The 18,692-nt window shown below is 59.6% G+C and carries 16 protein-coding genes; 9 read left to right on the top strand and 7 right to left on the bottom strand.

The window, feature by feature from the left end; all coding sequences use genetic code 11:
* The first annotated feature begins 268 nt into the window (after positions 1 to 268).
* Complete coding sequence (locus C0V97_RS11425; protein WP_127102721.1) at positions 269 to 922, top strand: septal ring lytic transglycosylase RlpA family protein; 654 nt, start codon at positions 269 to 271, stop codon at positions 920 to 922.
* Positions 923 to 1,025: 103 nt separating this feature from the next.
* Here the strand turns inward: C0V97_RS11425 and C0V97_RS11420 are convergent, their stop codons facing one another.
* Positions 1,026 to 2,042 carry a YihY/virulence factor BrkB family protein gene (locus tag C0V97_RS11420; protein WP_127102900.1) on the bottom strand — a complete coding sequence of 339 codons (1,017 nt, stop codon included), beginning with the start codon at positions 2,040 to 2,042 and terminating at the stop codon, positions 1,026 to 1,028.
* A gap of 564 nt (positions 2,043 to 2,606) precedes the next feature.
* On the opposite strand from C0V97_RS11420, the gene C0V97_RS11415 reads away from it, so the two are divergent.
* Both C0V97_RS11415 and C0V97_RS11410 read left to right on the top strand, forming a co-directional pair.
* Positions 2,607 to 3,740 (top strand): type III PLP-dependent enzyme, encoded by a 1,134-nt coding sequence (locus C0V97_RS11415; RefSeq protein ID WP_127102720.1) that lies wholly within the window; start codon positions 2,607 to 2,609, stop codon positions 3,738 to 3,740.
* A 307-nt stretch (positions 3,741 to 4,047) separates the two neighbouring features.
* Positions 4,048 to 5,106 (top strand): P1 family peptidase, encoded by a 1,059-nt coding sequence (locus tag C0V97_RS11410; protein WP_233582120.1) that lies wholly within the window; start codon positions 4,048 to 4,050, stop codon positions 5,104 to 5,106.
* Between the two features lie 7 nt (positions 5,107 to 5,113).
* On the opposite strand, the gene C0V97_RS11405 is transcribed toward C0V97_RS11410, so the two are convergent.
* From C0V97_RS11405 to C0V97_RS11380, 6 genes are read right to left on the bottom strand one after another with little or no spacing between them, the layout of a single operon-like run.
* Complete coding sequence (locus C0V97_RS11405) at positions 5,114 to 6,022, bottom strand: amidohydrolase (protein ID WP_127102718.1); 909 nt, start codon at positions 6,020 to 6,022, stop codon at positions 5,114 to 5,116.
* Positions 6,019 to 6,747 carry an SDR family oxidoreductase gene (locus C0V97_RS11400; RefSeq protein WP_127102717.1) on the bottom strand — a complete coding sequence of 243 codons (729 nt, stop codon included), beginning with the start codon at positions 6,745 to 6,747 and terminating at the stop codon, positions 6,019 to 6,021. The genes C0V97_RS11405 and C0V97_RS11400 overlap by 4 nt, the downstream gene beginning before the upstream one ends.
* Complete coding sequence (locus tag C0V97_RS11395) at positions 6,744 to 7,607, bottom strand: fumarylacetoacetate hydrolase family protein (RefSeq protein ID WP_127102716.1); 864 nt, start codon at positions 7,605 to 7,607, stop codon at positions 6,744 to 6,746. Before C0V97_RS11395 ends, C0V97_RS11400 begins: the two co-directional genes overlap by 4 nt.
* Positions 7,608 to 7,622: 15 nt before the next feature.
* On the bottom strand, positions 7,623 to 8,945 hold the full coding sequence (gene fucP, locus C0V97_RS11390; RefSeq protein WP_127102715.1) for an L-fucose:H+ symporter permease: 1,323 nt from the start codon (positions 8,943 to 8,945) through the stop codon (positions 7,623 to 7,625).
* 39 nt (positions 8,946 to 8,984) lie between these two features.
* On the bottom strand, positions 8,985 to 9,761 hold the full coding sequence (locus C0V97_RS11385; protein WP_127102714.1) for an SDR family oxidoreductase: 777 nt from the start codon (positions 9,759 to 9,761) through the stop codon (positions 8,985 to 8,987).
* Positions 9,758 to 11,062 (bottom strand): L-fuconate dehydratase, encoded by a 1,305-nt coding sequence (locus C0V97_RS11380; protein ID WP_127102713.1) that lies wholly within the window; start codon positions 11,060 to 11,062, stop codon positions 9,758 to 9,760. The genes C0V97_RS11385 and C0V97_RS11380 overlap by 4 nt, the downstream gene beginning before the upstream one ends.
* A gap of 123 nt (positions 11,063 to 11,185) precedes the next feature.
* Between C0V97_RS11380 and C0V97_RS11375 the strand changes: the two genes are divergently transcribed.
* The 6 genes from C0V97_RS11375 to C0V97_RS11350 all read left to right on the top strand — a co-directional run bounded on the left by C0V97_RS11375 (position 11,186) and on the right by C0V97_RS11350 (position 18,618).
* Positions 11,186 to 11,545: an L-rhamnose mutarotase gene (locus tag C0V97_RS11375; protein ID WP_127102712.1), complete on the top strand. Its 360-nt coding sequence runs from the start codon at positions 11,186 to 11,188 to the stop codon at positions 11,543 to 11,545.
* A 160-nt stretch (positions 11,546 to 11,705) separates the two neighbouring features.
* Positions 11,706 to 13,358: an NAD-dependent malic enzyme gene (locus tag C0V97_RS11370; protein WP_127102711.1), complete on the top strand. Its 1,653-nt coding sequence runs from the start codon at positions 11,706 to 11,708 to the stop codon at positions 13,356 to 13,358.
* Between the two features lies 1 nt (position 13,359).
* The gene (locus C0V97_RS11365) at positions 13,360 to 14,763 is read left to right on the top strand and encodes a lyase family protein (RefSeq protein ID WP_127102710.1); all 1,404 of its coding nucleotides are present in this window, start codon (positions 13,360 to 13,362) and stop codon (positions 14,761 to 14,763) included.
* A 312-nt stretch (positions 14,764 to 15,075) separates the two neighbouring features.
* The gene (locus tag C0V97_RS11360) at positions 15,076 to 16,182 is read left to right on the top strand and encodes a DUF262 domain-containing protein (protein WP_127102709.1); all 1,107 of its coding nucleotides are present in this window, start codon (positions 15,076 to 15,078) and stop codon (positions 16,180 to 16,182) included.
* 5 nt (positions 16,183 to 16,187) lie between these two features.
* Positions 16,188 to 16,832, top strand: coding sequence for an MAE_28990/MAE_18760 family HEPN-like nuclease (locus C0V97_RS11355; protein WP_127102708.1), 645 nt, complete (start codon positions 16,188 to 16,190; stop codon positions 16,830 to 16,832).
* Between the two features lie 286 nt (positions 16,833 to 17,118).
* A complete protein-coding gene (locus C0V97_RS11350) occupies positions 17,119 to 18,618 on the top strand; it encodes a S10 family peptidase (RefSeq protein WP_127102707.1) in 1,500 nt (499 codons plus the stop codon).
* The last annotated feature ends 74 nt before the right edge of the window (positions 18,619 to 18,692 follow it).

The following is an 18,692-nucleotide window of genomic DNA, read 5'->3' as shown; positions in this document are numbered from 1 at the left end:
GTTTACGCCTCATTCCTGCCGCGTTTCTCGGCTTCTGTGCCCCTCATGAGACAGCCTCTCGCCCGTCTCATGCGCTTCTGAGGGTTCTTTCGCGCAGGTTCGGGCATCACGATTTCGCAATCGTGGCAGGCTGTGATACACACGTCGTTCGCCGCCCCGGATCGTCGGGGCATTCGTTCGTTCGGAGTAACTGGGCAAAAGGCTGCAAGCTGTCGTGATATCTTCTAGAAGCAGAAAACTGACATTCAGTTCCACGGAACGATGCAAGATGCGTCTCCGCGCCCGAATCGGGGGTCTCGCTCTGCTTTGCACGGCATTCGCACCGAAGCATGGCGCTCACGCGGCCACGGCCTCGCAGGCCGCGCCCCAGACCACGATCGTGACCGAACCCAGCGCTGAGAACGCCCCCTGGGCCTCCTCGGTGCGCCTTGCGCTCGCCAAGCGTGCCCATCGTATCGCTCTAGCCAGCCATAATGTGCTCTCATGGTCTGAGCATGGCGTCGCCAGCTGGTATGGCCGTCGCCTCGCCGGTCATCGAACCAGCAGCGGCGAGCGGCTGGACGGCCAGGCCCTGACGGCCGCGCATCCTACCCTGCCCATGGGCTCGAAGGTTCTGGTCGAGAACGAAGATACGGGTCGTTCGGTCATCGTGACCGTCAATGATCGCGGACCATTCAACAGCCGCATCATCGATCTCTCTCACGCAGCTGCAGCAGAAATCGGTATGCTGGGCAGTGGTACGGCTCACGTGAAGATCGCCCCTATTCCTGCCGATACCGCCATCAAGGAAGACCAGCCGCTTGAGGTGGCCGAGGCGGAAGCTGAGGACACCAACGAGCAAGCCCTCGATGCTGTCACTCCGGTCGTGAAGCCTCATGCGCGCCGAGCAGCCCCTACGCGCCGTGTGCATCACCACAAGTAAACCGCTCCTACGTCACTTCTTCTTTGGAGCGAGATACAAAAAAAAGGGCGTGGGTCATTGGCCACACGCCCTTTTTTATGGCCTGACAGTCGATTACCAGCACCTAGCTTTCCGAGGCGACTGCAACCGTGGGCTCGCTGCCCTCCTGCACACGCGTGACACCTGGCACCTTAGGGTTGAACCCCTTCATGCGATCCTCGAGCCCGGCATTCAACTCGGCCCCGAACAGCACGACATAGGTGCCGACGAAGAACCACATCATGATCGCGGCAACAGCACCTAGCGGGCCGTAGGTCGAGCCGTAGCTGGCGAAATGACTGACGTAATAGGAGAAAGCGAGCGAGGTCAGCACCCAGAGAAGCGTGGCCACCAGGGAGCCCGGAACGATCCATCGCCAATCCGGCTTGTCACGGCAGGGGCCATAGCGGAACAGAAGCGTCACCGCGATGAATACGAAGAGCAGCATCAAGGCAGGTGCGCCGAAATGGACGATATAGCGGGTGCTGTAGCTCATGAGGTAATCGGTAAGATACAGGATTTCGGGCGGCAGATTCCGCAGACCGAACCGGTTGAGCAGGTCTGGCATGTAGTCGATCAATGCCGGGAAAGCCACCATGAGCGCCAGCGTCATGCAGGCCCCCACCACAGCTCCAAACGTGACCCCAAGCGCGAGAAACTGGAAGCGGAAGAACCCGCGCGTCTCCAGAACGTCATAGGCAAGGTTGAGCGCTGAAAGAACCGATTTGGTGCTCGCCGAGGCTGACCAGAGGGCGATGGCTGTCGAGAAAATCAGTCCAACCGTGAGCGAGGCATGGGGCTGGGCAATCAGCGTATGGATCTGCGAGGCGATGAGCTCGAAAGCGGTCGCGGGCAGCAGATTGCGCAGGACATTCAGCTGGGGTTCCACAGTCTGCAGATCGAAGATCAGTCCGTAGAGCGAGATCAGCGATGAGATGGCCGGGAACAGGGAAAGCGTGGCGTAGAACGCGCATCCCGCAGCCGAGAGGCTGGTCTGACTCGATCCGAGATTGCTCAGTGTCTGACGCAGGACAAGCTTCCACCCACCCAGAGGCATATGGATAGGGCTTTTGGCGCCGGTACCGGGTGCCTCGCGCCCCATCGCCTCCTCGGCAAGGGGTGTCTCGGCGGCGATCTTCGCCAGAGACTCAGACGGTCTCGACGCATCGACGGCACCACCCGATTCAAGGGCAATTTTTCGGGCCTGACTATCCGATGTCGGGGACTCGTCCACAAAGATCTCCTTGTTCATGCCACTTCGGCGCCCTTGAGGCGGTTCAGGCTCTGCCTGGGGTCAGGCGGGCTCTTTATTGCCCGCGCAGCCCCGAAACGAAAAGGGAGACTGCCCCATCATGACGCTCAGACTCCCGAAACGTTGCACTGCGTATAGCGTTACAGGGCCACAACTTCGCCCCGGTCGAAGAAAAAAAAGACACCATCAATTTTTTAGTTGCAACAGGGGGGGTTTGGTCCCATATGCGCCCCACGCAGCAACGCACGTGCCACTGGCCCTCTGTAGGTTACGCAACGACGTCAAGCGTTCTGGCAATCGGGCTGATCCTGCTCACTTTCGAGCAACCAGCCTCGTCCTGATCGCCGGTCCGTTCGACCGTTTCGCAACAAACCCGCCCGTGCAGCTTCGGGCGGATTTCGGGAGGAGTGACTCATGACTCCGAAAATCGTCCGCTATCTTGCCGAACAGCAGCCGGCAACCCCCTGCCTCGTCGTCGATGTCGACCATGTGGAAGAGCGCTACCACGCCCTGCGTGATGCTCTGCCGCTCGCTCACATCTATTATGCCGTGAAGGCCAATCCTGCCGCGCCGATTCTCGAGCGTCTGGTGCGTCTCGGCTCGTCTTTCGACGCAGCCTCCATCGGCGAGATCCATCAGTGCCTTGATGCCGGTGCGCAGGCCAGCCAGATTTCGTTCGGCAACACGGTCAAGAAAGTCTCGTCCATCCGCGAGGCTTTCGGCCTCGGCGTCGACCTGTTCGTGTTCGACAGCGAAGAGGAACTGGCCAAGCTGGCCGAGCATGCGCCCGGTTCGCGCGTTTTTTGCCGCCTCGCGGTCGAGAATGAAGGCGCTGACTGGCCTCTGTCACGCAAGTTCGGCACCACCGTATCTCATGCCAAGGACTTGCTGCTGAAGTCGGTCGAGCTGGGTCTGGAACCCTATGGCCTGTCCTTTCATGTGGGCAGCCAGCAGACCAGCACCGCAGCGTATGAGGCAGCGATCGCCAAGGTTGCCATGCTGTTCACCGACCTCTCGGCAGCGGGAATCGACCTCAAAATGGTCAATCTCGGTGGTGGTTTCCCCGTGCGTTACCGTGACGACATTCCCGAGATCGAACAGTTCGGTCTCGCGATCGGACGCGCGATGACGGAGCATTTCGGTAACGCCCTGCCGCAGATGCTGATCGAGCCCGGTCGCTTCATGGTGGCCGAGGCCGGTGTCGTTTCGACCGAGGTCGTGCTTGTCAGCCGTCGCGGCGGCAAGGAAAGCGATCCGCGTTGGGTCTATCTCGATATCGGACGTTTCGGCGGCCTTGCCGAGACCGAAGGTGAAGCCATCCGCTATCGCTTCCGCACGCCCCATGACGGGCTGGCAACGGGCGAGACGGTCGTGGCCGGTCCGAGCTGTGATGGTGTCGACATCATGTATGAGAAGAACCGCGTACAACTGCCTCATGCACTGAGCTCGGGCGATCGCATCGAGCTTCTGACCACCGGAGCCTATGTCACCACCTATTGTTCCACCGGCTTCAACGGATTTGCTCCCCTCAGCGAACACTATATCTGAGCGCGGTTCGGGTCGGCACATCAGTCGCCCCAGTCGAAACACCGACGGGGCTCTGACATCGCTTCCTTCCGAAAATAGAGACAAGCTACAGGAAGCGTCTGGTCCCCTCACCGGGATTCAGGCGCTTTTTGCGTTATGAGCCGTCCTGTCAGGTGATGTCAGCAGATTTCGCTCTCAACCGGATGCTGGCTCCCGTCTGCACCGCCTTTATGGCATGCTGCCTGCGTCGTTCCCCTCCAAGACTGGACGCCCCATGCTTCGTCGTAGCTTTATTCGCTCAAGTCTGATGACGGGGGCCGCGTTGGGCATGATACGCAGCCCTGCTTTTGCGACGGCAAGAGGACGCGTAGGAGACAAAAACAGCCTGACCGACGTAAGCGGACTTCGCGTGGGTCAGGCGCAAGACAGCCAGGTACGAACCGGCGTGACGGTCATCCTGCCAGCCTCACCCTGTCCCTGTGCTGTCGACGTGCGCGGCGGCGGCCCCGGAACCCGTGAAACCGACGCGCTCAACAGCTGGAATCTGGTGCACCGTATCGATGCACTCACTCTTTCCGGCGGCTCTGTCTATGGGCTGGCCGCCGCTGACGGCGTAGCGGCCTGGCTTGGGGCACGCGGCAGGGGCTTTGCCATGCGCAGCGTGAAGGATGTTCCGCCATCTCCCATCGTCCCTGCCGCGATCCTCTACGATCTCGACAATGGAGGTGATAAGAGATGGGGTGAGACACCGCCTTACCGCGCACTCGGCATGGAGGCCGTCAGTCAGGCGGGACCAAATGTCGCGTTAGGCACGCAAGGAGCCGGATACGGGGCAATGGCGGGAAGACTGAAAGGCGGGATCGGCTCTGCCTCCTGGGTCACCCCCGAAGGGTATACGATCGGCGCAATTGTGGCCACGAACAGTCTTGGCGCCGTCACGCCCCCTCACGACCGGCGTTTTTGGGCTGCGCCTTTCGAGCAGGGACAGGAATTCGGTGGACTGGGCGTTTCACCCTCCCTCGTCGCGCCGGACGACTGGACAGGGACCAAGCTCGACCCGAATCCACGCGCCAATACCACCCTCGCCTGCATCGCTACCGACGCTGCTCTCGATCAGGATGAACTCAAGCGTGTCGCGATGATGGCGCAGGACGGGCTCGCCCGGGCCATTCGCCCGATCCACTCACCCTTTGACGGCGATACGATCTTCGCTCTCGCCACCGGCACCCGGTCCGTCGCTTCAGACGGACGCGCCTTGCTCGTGGCGCATCTGGGCAGCGTCGCCGCCGATGTCCTGTCCCGCGCTGTAGCGCGCGGTGTGTATCAGGCTACCCAGCCCCCCGGTGGCAACGCAACGCTCTGGTCCAACCTGCCCGCTTCGCCCTGATCCGGGCTCACATCCTGATGAAGCCGGGCAGAATTCCCGGCCCATCGAGCCCATAGAAGCGCCGAGCTGCTTCAGAAAAGATCGATCCCGCTCGCACCGGAGCCAGCCTGCCCACGATGGCGCGCGCATGAGCGAGGGTCTCGCCATAGGTTTTGCCCGCGAGGAGGCATACTGGCCAGTCGCTGCCCCAGAGAAGACGATCGGGGAAGAGGGTCAAAAGCGTCTCGATGAACGGCGCAAGACGTGAATCATCACTCCCTGGCGGAAGTTCCGTGTGGAGTCCCGAGAGCTTGCAGGCCACACCCAGGTCCGAGAGCCGCGCCATTGCATCCCGCCAGAAAGCGAAGCCGCTCCCTGTCATGTCAGGCTTCGCCCCGTGATCGATCACCAGGCTCAATGTGGGCCATTCACGACGAAAGCGCTGCAGCATATCCAGATGTCTCGGGCGGATAAGGGCGTCCAGACGCAGCCCGTGACCGCAGAGGGCGTTCAGGGCTGGGCGCAGATCTGACGACAAAAGCCAATCCTCATCTGCCATGTCCTGCAACATGGGGCGCACCCCTTTGAGCTTCGGCTGAGCCGCCAGCCATGCAATGCGCGCCGGTGCTTCCGCATCAGCCAGATCGACCCAGACAACCACCCCGGCAATCGTCGGCGTATGCGCCGCAAGAGAGAGCAACCAGAGTGTTTCACGCCAGTCTTCCTGTGCCTGCACCAGAACACTGCACGTAACGCCCGACGGTTCCGCAACCGATGCCCAGTCCTGCACGCCATAATCGCGATAGAGCGTCCCCTGTCCTGCGCCGGGCCAGTGATGGAAGGGATTGGAAAGGGACCATACATGCTGATGCGCGTCGACAATGTCGCGCCTGATCGGGACCGAACCAGGAATCTCCCCATGCGCGATCGCGCTCATGCTGCGGTCCAGCCCCCATCGATCACATGTACACTGCCCGTGGTGTAGGCGGAGGCATCACTCGCGAGATAGAGTGCAAGTTCGGCTATTTCCTCCGCTGTGCCGATACGCCCCATTGGCTGACGACCGATGAACGCTTTGCGCGCAGCCTCTGCATCGCCTGTCGCGACAAGCCGCTCATCGAGAGAGGGTGATTGCACTGTTCCGGGACAGATGACATTGCAGCGTATCCCGCGCGACACGTAATCCACAGCGATGGATTTGCTCAGCCCGATCACGGCGGCCTTGGAAGCACCGTAGGCAAAACGATTGGGCACGCCGATGACAGAGCTCGCGACCGAGGCCATGTTGATGATCGATCCGCCATTTTCCAGCATCCGGGGCATAACGGCGCGAATGACATCGACCATGGCGTGGACGTTGAGCGCGAAGGACAGGCGATACCCTTCATCGCTCGTGTCGAGCACCGTGCCGGAGTCGACGTACCCCGCGCAGTTGAACAGGATATCGACCGCCCCGACCGCGCTCAGGCCTGTCGCGATCGCCTCTGCTTGCAGCAGATCGAGCACGATCGGCTGGCAGGAAGCGAGGGAGGCCAGCGCCTCACCGTTTCTGTCTACCGCGAAAACAACGGCCCCTTCACGAGCAAAGAGTTCCGCTGCGGCGCGACCGATACCCTGCGCCGCTCCTGTAACGATCGCGCGTTTTCCTGCGAGGCGGCTCATGATTCATAGGCCCGACAGGTCTGTGTCTGACGCCCGAGCGACACGCCTGTATCGCTCTCGATACCAAGCACCATACGGTCACCCGGCTTGAGGTATACGGGAGGGTTGAACCCCAGCCCCACACCGGCTGGCGTACCGGTCGAGATGATATCGCCGGGGCAGAGGGTCATGAACCGGCTGATATAGCTCACCAGATAAGCCACATCGAACACCATGTTGCGTGTGTGCCCGTTCTGATGACGCGTCCCGTTGACCTCCAGCCAGAGCGAGAGCGCCTGCGGGTCGGGAATTTCATCGGTCGTGACGAGCCAGGGCCCGACCGGGCCGAAAGTATCGCAGCTCTTGCCCTTGACCCACTGACCGCCCCGCTCGAGCTGGAAGGCACGCTCAGACAGATCATTGATCACCATATAGCCCGCCACATGATCGAGCGCCGTCTCGACCGGCACGTGGCGCGCCGTCTGGCCGATCACCACACCAAGTTCGACCTCCCAGTCGGTTTTCTGCGCACCGAGCGGGATGATGATGGCGTCATTCGGGCCGCAAAGCGCGCTCGTCGCCTTCATGAACAGCACCGGTTCATCGGGCGGGGCGATCCCGGATTCTTCGGCGTGGTCGCGATAGTTGAGCCCGACACAGATGAACTTCCCCACACCCGATATCGCGGCTCCGATGCGCGTTCCCTCAGGAATAAGGGGAAGAGAGGCCGGATCGATGGTGGAAAGACGCGCTGTCAGCCCGTTTGCCAGGGCCTCACCCGAAATATCTGGCGTGATCGAGGACAGATCGCGCGCAAGCCCGTGGCTGTCGATGAGCGCTGGTTTTTCCTGCCCGATCGGGCCGAGTCTGGCGAGTTTCATGAGGGTCTCCCTAAGTCAGAGGGTTGGTTCGTGAGCGCTTCTGACGTCGGCCTTCCGAACGTACAGGCTGAAGGACAGGACCACGGCAAAGCACAGGCACGGCACGAGCATGGCGAGACGTATGCCCAGCAGATCGGAAACATGCCCCATCAGCCCGGTCAGAAATGCGCCGCCAATAATGGCCATGATGATGAGCGATGCGCCGAGCCGACGCTCCCGCCCCAGCCCCTCCACCCCGAGCGCGAAGATCGTCGGGAACTGGATGGAGAGGAAAAAACTCGCCAGAACGAGGCAATAGAGCCCGGCATGTCCCGAAAGGGCCGAAGCGCAGAAGACAAGTAGCAGGCTCATCGCCGAAAATGATGTCAGCATCGTATTGGGTCTGATGCGCGCCATGAGCGATGTGCCGCAAAAGCGCCCGAGCGCGAACAGCACAAGGCTGATCAGCAACGCATTGGCCCCTGCGGCCTCGTTCATATGGGCGTTCGCCTCGGCATAGCGGATGGTGTAGCTCCAGACACCGATCTGCGCGCCCACATAGAAAAACTGTGCAATCACGGCAAAGCGGAGTCTTGCGCGCCGGAACAGACCCCAGAAATGCCTCATCTCCGGCGCCTCTCCCGCATGATGCTGCCCCTGAGGAAAGCGTATGAACGCCGCCAGCACAGCCAGCCCCAGCACGACCAGGCCCAGTGCGATATAGGGGCCGCGTACCGAAAGAATCTCCTGCCGGTAAAACAGGGCTTTGGCAGCCTCGGTCAAACCGGGATCTGTCGGGTCGAGCGTCCTGCCGGAGAGAATGAAATATTTTCCGACCAGAATGCCAAAGAGTGTGCCGATCGGATTGGCAACCTGTGCCCAGTTGAGGCGCCGTGCCGCGCCTGCAGGATCGCCTATCTCGGTCATGAGCGGATTGGCGGCCGTCTCCAGAAAGGCGAGGCCCCCGGCAATGATGAACAGGGCGACGAGGAAAAACTCATACCGCCCGAATTCTGCTGCAGGATAGAACAAGAGCGCGCCGATGCCATAGCATCCCAGCCCGGTCATGATGGCGCTCTTGTAGCCGCGCCCCTGCATGAGCAGCGCGGCGGGAAGCGAGAACAGGAAGTAGCCGAAATAAAAAACCTGCTGCACGAAGCTCGTGCCGAAATCAGACAGGGCGAAGGCTTTCTTGAACTGGGCAATCAGAATGTCATTGAGATTATTCGCCATTCCCCAGAGGAAAAACAGCAGCACCACAAAGGCGATAGCAACACGATAGGCGTTCTGGCTGGCTGGCGTCTGGCTTGTGGATGACGGGGGCGTTGGGGATTGGCCGTTATGCGGCTTGGTGGTCATGAAGAAGGGTCCTCCCCGCTAGCGGGACGTTGCCAGAACTCAATCGATCGCCCGATCGAGATGCACATAGCCCCCATCCACAAACAGGAACTGGCCCGTGGTGTGCGCGGCGCGCTCAGAAAGGAGAAACACGACCGTGTCCGCTATCTCCTCGGGTTCGGTGAAACGCCTGCCAAGCGGGATGCGTGCCTCGATTTCCTGTTTGCGGGTCTGCGGGTCATCGCACTGGGCAAGCCAGTTCTCGTAAAGGGGCGTCATGACCTCTGCCGGGATGACGGCATTCACACGAATACCGTCCTCACGCAGGGCCACGGCCCATTCGCGTGTCAGCGCAAGCTGCGCACCCTTGGCAGCCACATAACCACTTGTGTTGCCCTGCCCTGTCACCGCAGTCTTGGAGGAGATATTCACAATAGCCCCGCGCGTCGCTCTGAGCGCAGGCAGAGCATGATGCGCCATCGAGAAATAATGCCCCAGATTGTTCTGGACGGAGCGCAGGAACTCTGCCGTGCTGGCCTCAAGCCCCACGCTGTCATTGGCACCGGCATTATTGACGAGCCCGTGAATGGCCCCGCACTCATGAAGCACATGGGCCACGGCATCATGGCAGGCCTGATCATCGCGCAGCTCGCAAGGGACGTAGAGATAACGCGCGCCCATCGCCTGGAGCGTCTCTGTCAGCCCGGCGCTGGGAGGGCGCCGGGCGATGATGGCAACGCAAGCCCCCTCCTTGGCAAGAGAATGGGTGATCGCCCCGCCGATACCCTGCCCCCCGCCCGTGACGAGGAAAGTCTTGCCCAGCAGATCGAGATTCATGGCCGCCCTCCCTGCGCGGAAACACAAGCGTCGAATTCATGGGCAGCGAGACTCTCCGCATGCATCTCGATGGAATATCCCGGCGCCGCTGGCGCGCGATAAGCGCCCCCTCGCACCACGCAAGGCGTGACGAAATGCTCGTGCAGATGATCGACGAACTCGGCCACCCGCCCTTCCGTCGTGCCCGAGAAACAGAGAAAATCGACCATCGCCAGATGCTGCACATATTCGCACAGCCCCACCCCGCCTGCATGCGGGCAGACTGGCAGATCGAATTTCGCGGCCAGAAGCAGGATGGCCAGAACCTCGTTGACCCCGCCGACGCGGCAGGCATCGATCTGCACCACGTCGATCGCCCCGGCTTCCATGAACTGTTTGAACACAATACGATTCTGGCACATCTCGCCCGTCGCCACCGCGATACCGTCCAGTCCGCGCCTGATCTTGGCGTGACCCAGAACATCATCCGGACTCGTTGGCTCCTCGATGAACCAGGGTCTGGCAAAAGCGAGATGCTTCATCCAGGCGATGGCATCGTCGACTTCCCATACCTGGTTGGCATCGAGCATCAGCTGGCGCTCGGGACCGATCACCTCACGCGCGATGGTGACGCGCCGGATATCGTCCTGCAGATCCCGCCCGACCTTGAGCTTGATGTGAGAAAATCCCTCCGCCATGGCCTGCTGGCAGAGCGTTCGCAGCCGCTCATCGTCATAACCGAGCCATCCGGCCGAGGTGGTGTAACAGGGGTAACCGCCCTGCATCAGTGTCGTGCGACGTGCCTCTTTCCCTCTCGCCCGCTGCTGCAGCAAAGCGAGCGCCTCCTGCCGGGTCACCACATCCGTGAGATAGCGAAAGTCGATAGTGCTCAGCAGTTGCTCGGGGGTCATGTCCGCGATCAGGGCCCAGAGCGGCTTGCCTTCGTCACGCGCCCAGAGGTCCCATACCGCGTTGACCACCGCGCCTGTAGCGAGATGCATGATCCCTTTATCAGGCCCGACCCACCGTAGCTGGCTGTCGGAGGTTACATGGCGCCAGAAGGCAGCTGCATCGCGTTTGATCGCCTCCAGCTCCAGCCCGATCACCAGAGGCGCCAGGGCCCTGATGGCCGCGCAGCACAGATCGTTGCCCCGCCCGATGGTGAAGGTCAGCCCATAGCCAGCAAGATCGGGACGGTCGGTGCCCAGAGTCACATAGGCAGCGGAGTAATCGGGATCGGGATTCATGGCATCCGACCCGTGAAGACCGGCTGAGGTCGGAAAACGGATGTCCCTGACGGTGAGTGAGGTAATTTTGGTCACATCGAACTCCACAAGAGCCGCACTGACGACTCGCTGTTATTCTTTGTTGATTGTCTCACTAACATTGTTATCTTGGCGTGATATGACACATAACCGAGAGCAACCCTCCCGGAGAGACTCGATATGCCCCTTGAACGCCGCTGCTTCGCACTGGACCTCGTGTCCGATTCAAGGCTGATTGCCGAATACGAGGCTCGGCATGCCCCAGGCGCGGTCTGGCCGGAAATTCTTGCCGATATGCGTGATCGCGGCATTGCGGCCATGGAGATCTGGCGCTGCGCGGACCGCCTTTTCATGATTGCGGAAATCGAGAGCGACCATTCCGGGCCGGACGTCATTCCCCCTATCGTACGGAAGTGGGAGGCGGAAATGGACCGCTATCAGCGCCACCTGCCCGGCACGCCGGAAGGAACAAAGTGGCGTGCCATGACGCGCATTTTCGATCTGGCCGGGCAGCGTGCGGCACATACCGATCATGGCTGATGCAAATCCCGCGCCCCGCCTCAGGCGTTAACGGCCGTGATCACATCCGGGTTGGTCACATCCGGGTCAGGGGGGCTCGCGCGTCGGTTGGGCTTGTGTTTCACTCCCCGCCCAGGATGACTGGCACGAATGTGTGCATAACCCTGCCGGGAGACCATTCATGAACAAGTCGCTATCCGTTGCCCTGACCGGGCAGGATCTGCTCGACCATCCTTTTCTCAATAAAGGACTGGCGTTTTCTGCCGAAGAGCGCGACGCGTTCGAGCTTCATGGCCTCCTGCCGCGAGCCATACAGACCCTCGACCAACAGGTTGAGGCGGCGCTGAAATTCCTTGATGCCCTTCCCTCGCCCTTTGCACGCCATGTGCATCTGCGGGAATTGCAGGACACAAATGAAACATTGTTCTATGCCCTGCTCACCCGCAAGATCGACGCCATGCTGCCTCTGGTCTACACGCCCACCGTCGGCGAGGCCTGCCAGCGTTTTTCCGAGATCTGGCGTCGCCCGCGCGGCCTCTTCCTGAGTTATCCGGAGCGCGACTCTCTGGAAGACGTGCTTGCCAACCCCGCCTATGACGATGTGCGCGTGATCGTCGTAACCGATGGCGAGCGTATTCTTGGCCTCGGGGATCAGGGCGCGGGCGGTATGGGCATCCCCATCGGCAAGCTTTCGCTTTACACGACCTGTGCGGGGATCTCACCCGATCACACCCTGCCGATCGTGCTCGATACCGGCACCAACAACCAGGACCTGTTGCAAAATCCGGCCTATATCGGCTGGCGTCATGAGCGCGTTCGTGGTGCGGAATACGACGCGTTCATCGAGCGTTTCGTCACCGCCGTCCAGACACGCTGGCCCCATGTCGTGCTGCATTGGGAAGATTTCAGCGGGGCGAATGCCGCGCCCATTCTGGAGCGTTATCGCGACCGGCTTTGCACGTTCAATGACGATATTCAGGGAACAGCCGCCGTCACCACTGCCGCCATTCTAAGCGCCAATGCTGCCCATGACGGGAAGCTCAAGGACGAAACGATCGTCATGCTGGGTGCCGGCTCGGCTGGCGTCGGCATTGCGCGGCTCCTGCTTCAGGTCATGCTTGATGAGGGCGCCGGTGAGGAAGAGGCTCTCTCACGCTTTTACATGCTTGATCAGGATGGATTGCTGCTGGATGGACGCGAAGGGCTGAATGAGGGTCAGGCGCTCTTTGCCCGGAAGGACTGGAAGGATCGCGCGACCGATTTCGAGAGCGTCATGCGTGAGACCAAAGCGAGTATCTTGATTGGCGTGTCCGGTGTGAAAGGGCTCTTCAGCGAGAAAATCGTGCGGGAGATGGCCAAGAACTGTAAACGCCCGATCATCTTCCCGCTCTCTAATCCCACCTCACATTCCGAAGCGACGCCCGAGGACATCATGACCTGGTCGGATGAGCGCGCATTGGTCAGCACGGGCAGCCCCTTCCCCCCGCTGGACCTGCATGGCCGTACCCACCGGGTGGACCAGACCAATAACGCCTATATCTTCCCCGGTCTGGGGCTCTGCCTGCTTGCCACCGGCGCCACCCGCGTGACGGACTCCATGTTCATGGCTGCCGCGCGCGGCCTTGCCTCGCTCTCGCCGCTGCGCAGCAACCCGGATGGCAATCTGCTGCCCCCGGTCACGCAATTGCGCAAGGTCGCCCTTGCCGTGGCGGAAGCCGCGGCCAGACAGGCGCGCGAAGATGGCGTATGTCATGCGTTCAGCGACGATGAACTGCATGAGCGCATCCAGTCCATCGTCTGGACGCCCGATTATTGTACTTATGAGAAGATCTGACATGAGCGATACACGGATCGAGAGCGACGGCCTCGGCGAAATCGAAATCCAGGCCGACAAGCTCTGGGGCGCGCAAACGCAGCGCTCGCTTCACTATTTCAGCATCGGCCGCGAGCTGATGCCGCGCGAGATGATCGAGGCCTATGCCATCGTCAAGCGTGCCTGCGCGAGTGCCAATCATCAGAGCGGCCGTCTGGGTGAGACGCAGTACAAGCTGATCACCACAGTCTGCGATGAAATCCTTGCCGGTCAGCACGCTGACATGTTCCCGCTTCATGTCTGGATGACCGGCTCAGGCACCCAGTTCAACATGAACATCAACGAGGTTATCTCGAACCGCGCCTGCCAGCTTTCCGGCGAGGCTCTGGGCAGCAAGCGCCCGGTTCATCCCAACGACCACGTCAACATGTCGCAGTCCTCCAACGACAATTTCCCCACCGCCATGCATGTGGCGGTGGTGCTGGGCAGCCGTCGCAGGCTGATCCCTGCCCTGACCCGTCTGGCGGAATCCATCGAGGCCAAGGCCGAAGAGTGGAAGGACATCGTCAAGATTGGCCGCACCCATATGCAGGATGCCGTGCCGGTCACGCTGGGGCAGGAGTTCCACGGCTATGCCGGAATGCTGCGCGAGAATATCGCCCGTATTCAGGAAGCCGAGAAGGGTCTCTACCCCCTCGCCCTTGGCGGCACAGCGCTTGGAACAGGTATTAACACCGACGCCCCCTTTGCCGGTCGCGCCTGCGCCGAAATCGCCCGCCTGAGCGATGCGGCCTTCATCAGCGGCGAGAACAAGTTCGCCCTGCAAGGCGCGCATGATGCGCTCGTGCATTTCTCTGGCGCGCTGCGCACCACGGCAGGCGCGCTTTACAAGATCGCGAACGATATCCGCCTGCTCTCCTGCGGCCCGCGCGCGGGCTTCGCCGAGCTGCATCTGCCCGAGAACGAACCCGGCTCGTCCATCATGCCTGGCAAGGTCAACCCGACCCAGGCCGAGGCACTGGCCATGCTGGCCGTGCAGGTGATGGCCAATGACGTGGCGGTTGGGTTCGGCGGCGCCGGTGGCCTGCTGGAAATGAACGTCTACAAGCCGCTCATCATTCAGAACATCATGCAGAGCATCACCCTGTTGCATGACGGCAGCGAGAACTTCCGCACCTTCCTGATTGAAGGCACCAAGCCGAACCTCGCCCGCATCGAGCGCTATGTGGCAGAATCCGTCATGCTGGTAACGGCCCTCGCCCCCACCATCGGCTACGACACGGCCTCGAAGGTCGCGCATCACGCCATGGATCATGACTGCACGCTGAAAGAGGCCGCCCTAGCCCTGAATGCCGTCAGCGAGGCCGATTTCGACCGCCTGGTCGACCCGCGCACCATGCTGACACCGAATTTGAAGGGGAAGTAAGGGAAAGCGGGGCTCTGCCCCGCCCCCCGGAAAGGGGCGGAAGCCCCTTTCATCCCGCTAGGATTAGCGCAACTGTGAATCTCCTTTTCGAAGGGAAACAGTATGGTCGTCTTTCAGCTCACATAAAGAATACCCTGCCTTTCATTAAAGGCATGTAAAGAGCGCAATACGCCCCATACAGTCATTGAGTAATGATATGAGAATATTTTGAGATAAACACGATTTCTCCTTTTCCTCCAACATTTCCGTTGAGCGATCAACATAGGATGTGCCACTTTAGGCTCTTATGGATCTTCGAAAGCGGGAATGTGCATGACACTGGCAGATGAAATAGGGAAAGCCAGAAAAAGAGTCGTTACTGACGGGTATGAGATGTCACTAGGTGAAGTGGTCAATCTTTACCGAGACAAGGAACTCGTCATAGATCCAGTTTTTCAACGCCTCTTTCGCTGGGGTGATGAGCGCAAGACGCGATTCATAGAGTCTGTTATTCTCGGCATCCCGATTCCTCCTATTTTCGTCTACCAAGACAAGGATGGGATATGGGAACTAGTGGATGGCTTACAAAGGGTTTCGACTATTCTACAACTAACTGGAGATCTCCAGGGAGTTCGCGCCCAAGAACTCGGCGCATTGGTCCTGAATGGCACCCGATTTCTTCCTAGCCTTGATGGCAAACGCTGGAACGAATCCGCTCAGGGTGCCGGAGATGGTTTAGGCCAAGCCCTGCAGATTGAAATAAAACGCTCCAGAATCCGCGTTGAAATCCTGAAGGCTGAGAGCGATGTGTCAGCTAAATTCGAACTGTTCCAAAGATTAAATACTGGGGGTGCCAAGCTATCAGAGCAAGAAGTGCGCAATAGCATAGCCGTATCAATTAATAGATCGTTCTATGATTGGATCATAGCACAGTCTAACAATCAGGATTTCAAGAACGCTACGTCTCAGACTCCTGTAGCGCTAGATGCTCAAGAGGGTGTTGAGCTTGCTCTACGATTTTTGGCATTTAGAAATGTTGCATATCAACCCGGGCTTGACGTTCACGAGTACCTTGATGAAGCTCTCATGACTCTCGCCAGCGATCCTAAATTCGATATGATATCGGAGGGCTTGGTCTTCGAGCGAACCTTCAAGATTCTCAATAACGCCCTCGGCACTGCAGCCTTCAAGAAATGGGATGGGAACGCCTTCAAAGGCATGTTTTTGATGTCCGTCTACGAAGTAATGTCCACTGGCGTCTCGCGCAACTTGGCGGCAATCGAGTCAATGCAACAAGATCGCCAAAAAAGCTTCATTCAAGAAAAAGCTCAGTGTTTGTGGAAAAACCCTGCCTTTACCCAGAATTCTGGTGCAGGAGTCCGGGGTACCACCAGGCTGTCTAAATTGCTCCCTATCGCAGCCGATCTTATGAAGCCCTAACAGACATGGCGGATGTGAGGACTTTGGGTCAATTCCAGGATGCCCTCGACAAAGAAATGAGTTGGAGGGTAAAGGAAATCGGAGTGTTCAAAGTTGCCTCCCGGAGAAATAGTCCAGAAAATAAGCCTTTTATTCGTGCAGGTGTTGCGCTTACCTATGCGCACTGGGAGGGATTTATCAAAAAATCGTCCGAAATATATATCAAATATGTGGACCACAAAAACCTCTCTTACCGAGATCTAAAAACCTGCTTCGCAGTGTTCGGACTTAAGAGTCGCCTGACTACCCTCGTAAACTCAAAGAAATCAGTTTCCAATATTGATGCTTTTGAATTTCTTATTAAAGAAATCTATAATACCGCCAAGCTTGACTTGGCATCAGCAGTTGACACCCAATCGAACCTGTCCTCAAAAGTTTTCTGCAACATTGCGAATTCTTTGGCTATAGACACTACGCCGTACGATACTCGCTTCAATCTGATCGACAAAAAGCTTGTAGAGCAACGCAATGCCATCGCACACGGCGAGTACCTCATTCTCAGTGGAGCCGATTTTAGCACTCTAGTCACAGAAGTGCTCGAATTGATGCGACAATACAAAACCGACCTTGAAAATGCGGCAAGTCTGGAGTCCTACAGGCGATCAATCTAAGAGTGAGAGTGTCCGGTTTTCCGGCTCTCAATGAACGACTCACCCGCCCACAATCAGACCAACTTGCTGGTAGGTGGGTGGGGTGGTCGTGTCCGCGATAGGGGAGGCTTTTATAGGCCACAGATTACCACCGAGAGGCGACAACTAACTTCCCAAGATCATGCGTGGAACGGGTTTCCAAAGGGCGACGGCCCTTTGGCGGGTTTCAGGGCAGCGCCCTGAAGCCTCTCCTCATTGCACCCCCTTCCGAGATTGTTATACTGTTCCAAACTCGAAAGGACTTTGCATGTCGCGCAAGACTCTTGTTGCGGCGTTGCTGGCTTCGGCCTGCCTCGCCCTGCCCCTTCTCCCCGCCGCCTACGCGGCTGAGCCTGCCAAGAGCGAGGCGCCGAAGGAGGGATTGGCCGCGCTGCTGCCTGCGGATTCCATCACCAAGCATCACCTGACCGCAGGCGGGCAGAGCATTGCCTATACCGCCCATGCGGGCACGGTCACGCTGCGTGACAAGGAGGGCAAGCCCTCCGCCAAGGTCTTCTATGTGGCCTATACGAAGGACGGGGCGAATGCCCAGACGCGCCCGGTGTCGTTCTTCTTCAATGGCGGCCCCGGCGCCGGCACGGCCTATCTGAATCTCGGTGCGGCTGGCCCGCGCGTGCTGCAATTCCCGGCGGATCACCCGGAAGATGGTGCGCGCGCCCATCTGGCCGACAACCCGGATAGCTGGCTGCCTGCCACCGACATGGTGTTCATCGATGCCGTGGGCACGGGGTATTCGCAGCCGACCGACCCAAAAAAGGCCGCCGAGCAGTTCTATAGCGTGACCAAGGATGGCGAGGCTTTCGCCAAGGCCATTGCGCTCTGGGTGGGTGAAAACGGGCGTCAGGGCTCGCCGCATTATCTGGTGGGCGAGAGCTATGGCGGCATTCGCTCGGCACAGGTAGCCGATGCCTTACAGCAGCAGCAGAACCTCATCGTCAATGGCATCGTGATGATCTCACCCGCCATCCAGATGCAGTTCCTGGACAACACGAATAACCCGATGGCCTCGGCCATGGCGCTGCCCACCTTTATCGCCTCGCATCTGTCCCAAACCGGCAAGCTGACGCCGCAGGCGGTGGATGAGGCCTATCACTATGCGCTCGGCCCGTATCTGACCACCATCGCCAATGCCCCGCCGAAGGGAGATGACGCGAAGAAATTCTATACCGATCTCGCCGCCCGCACGGGCCTGCCGGTGGATGTCATCACCAAGGAAATGGGCGAGCCTAACCCGTTCGCGCATGACGTGCGCAGCCGCGATGGCCGCCTGTATGGCATTTACGACTTCACCCAGTCGATCCCTGACCCTTATGCCGATGGCATCGAGAACGGTCAGAGCCCGGAAATGACGCTGTCCGGCTTCGGTCGTGCCTATGGCAATGCCTATAGCGGCTATCTGGCCAATGAACTCGGCTACAAGACCGACCTCACCTATGATCTGCTGAGCATGGAAGTGAACGGCGCCTGGAAATTCACCAGCTCCGGCTCACAGCTGACCGATCAGGTCGGTATTCTGCGCAAGATGCTGGCGCTTGACCCCAGCCTGCATATCTTCATCGCCAATGGCTATTTCGATATGGCCTGCCCGTTCGGCACCACGCGCTGGACCAAGGACCATATCCCGGTCGGGGCCGATCGCATTGCGCTACATCTCTATGAAGGCGGGCATATGCTCTATACCCGCCCAGCCAGCCGCGCTGCGCTCACGCATGACGTTTCGGCATTTTATAACGACACGTCTAAGTAAGGCGGTCGGGCGCGGGGTTTATATGCCCCGTGCCCTGGCGGGGCATTGCTCCGCCCCCCGGAAAGGGGCGGAAG

It is taken from the genome of Asaia sp. W19, assembly GCF_003994335.1.
In the GTDB taxonomy this organism is placed as follows: domain Bacteria; phylum Pseudomonadota; class Alphaproteobacteria; order Acetobacterales; family Acetobacteraceae; genus Asaia.
This window is presented reverse-complemented; position numbering and strand designations above follow the sequence as displayed.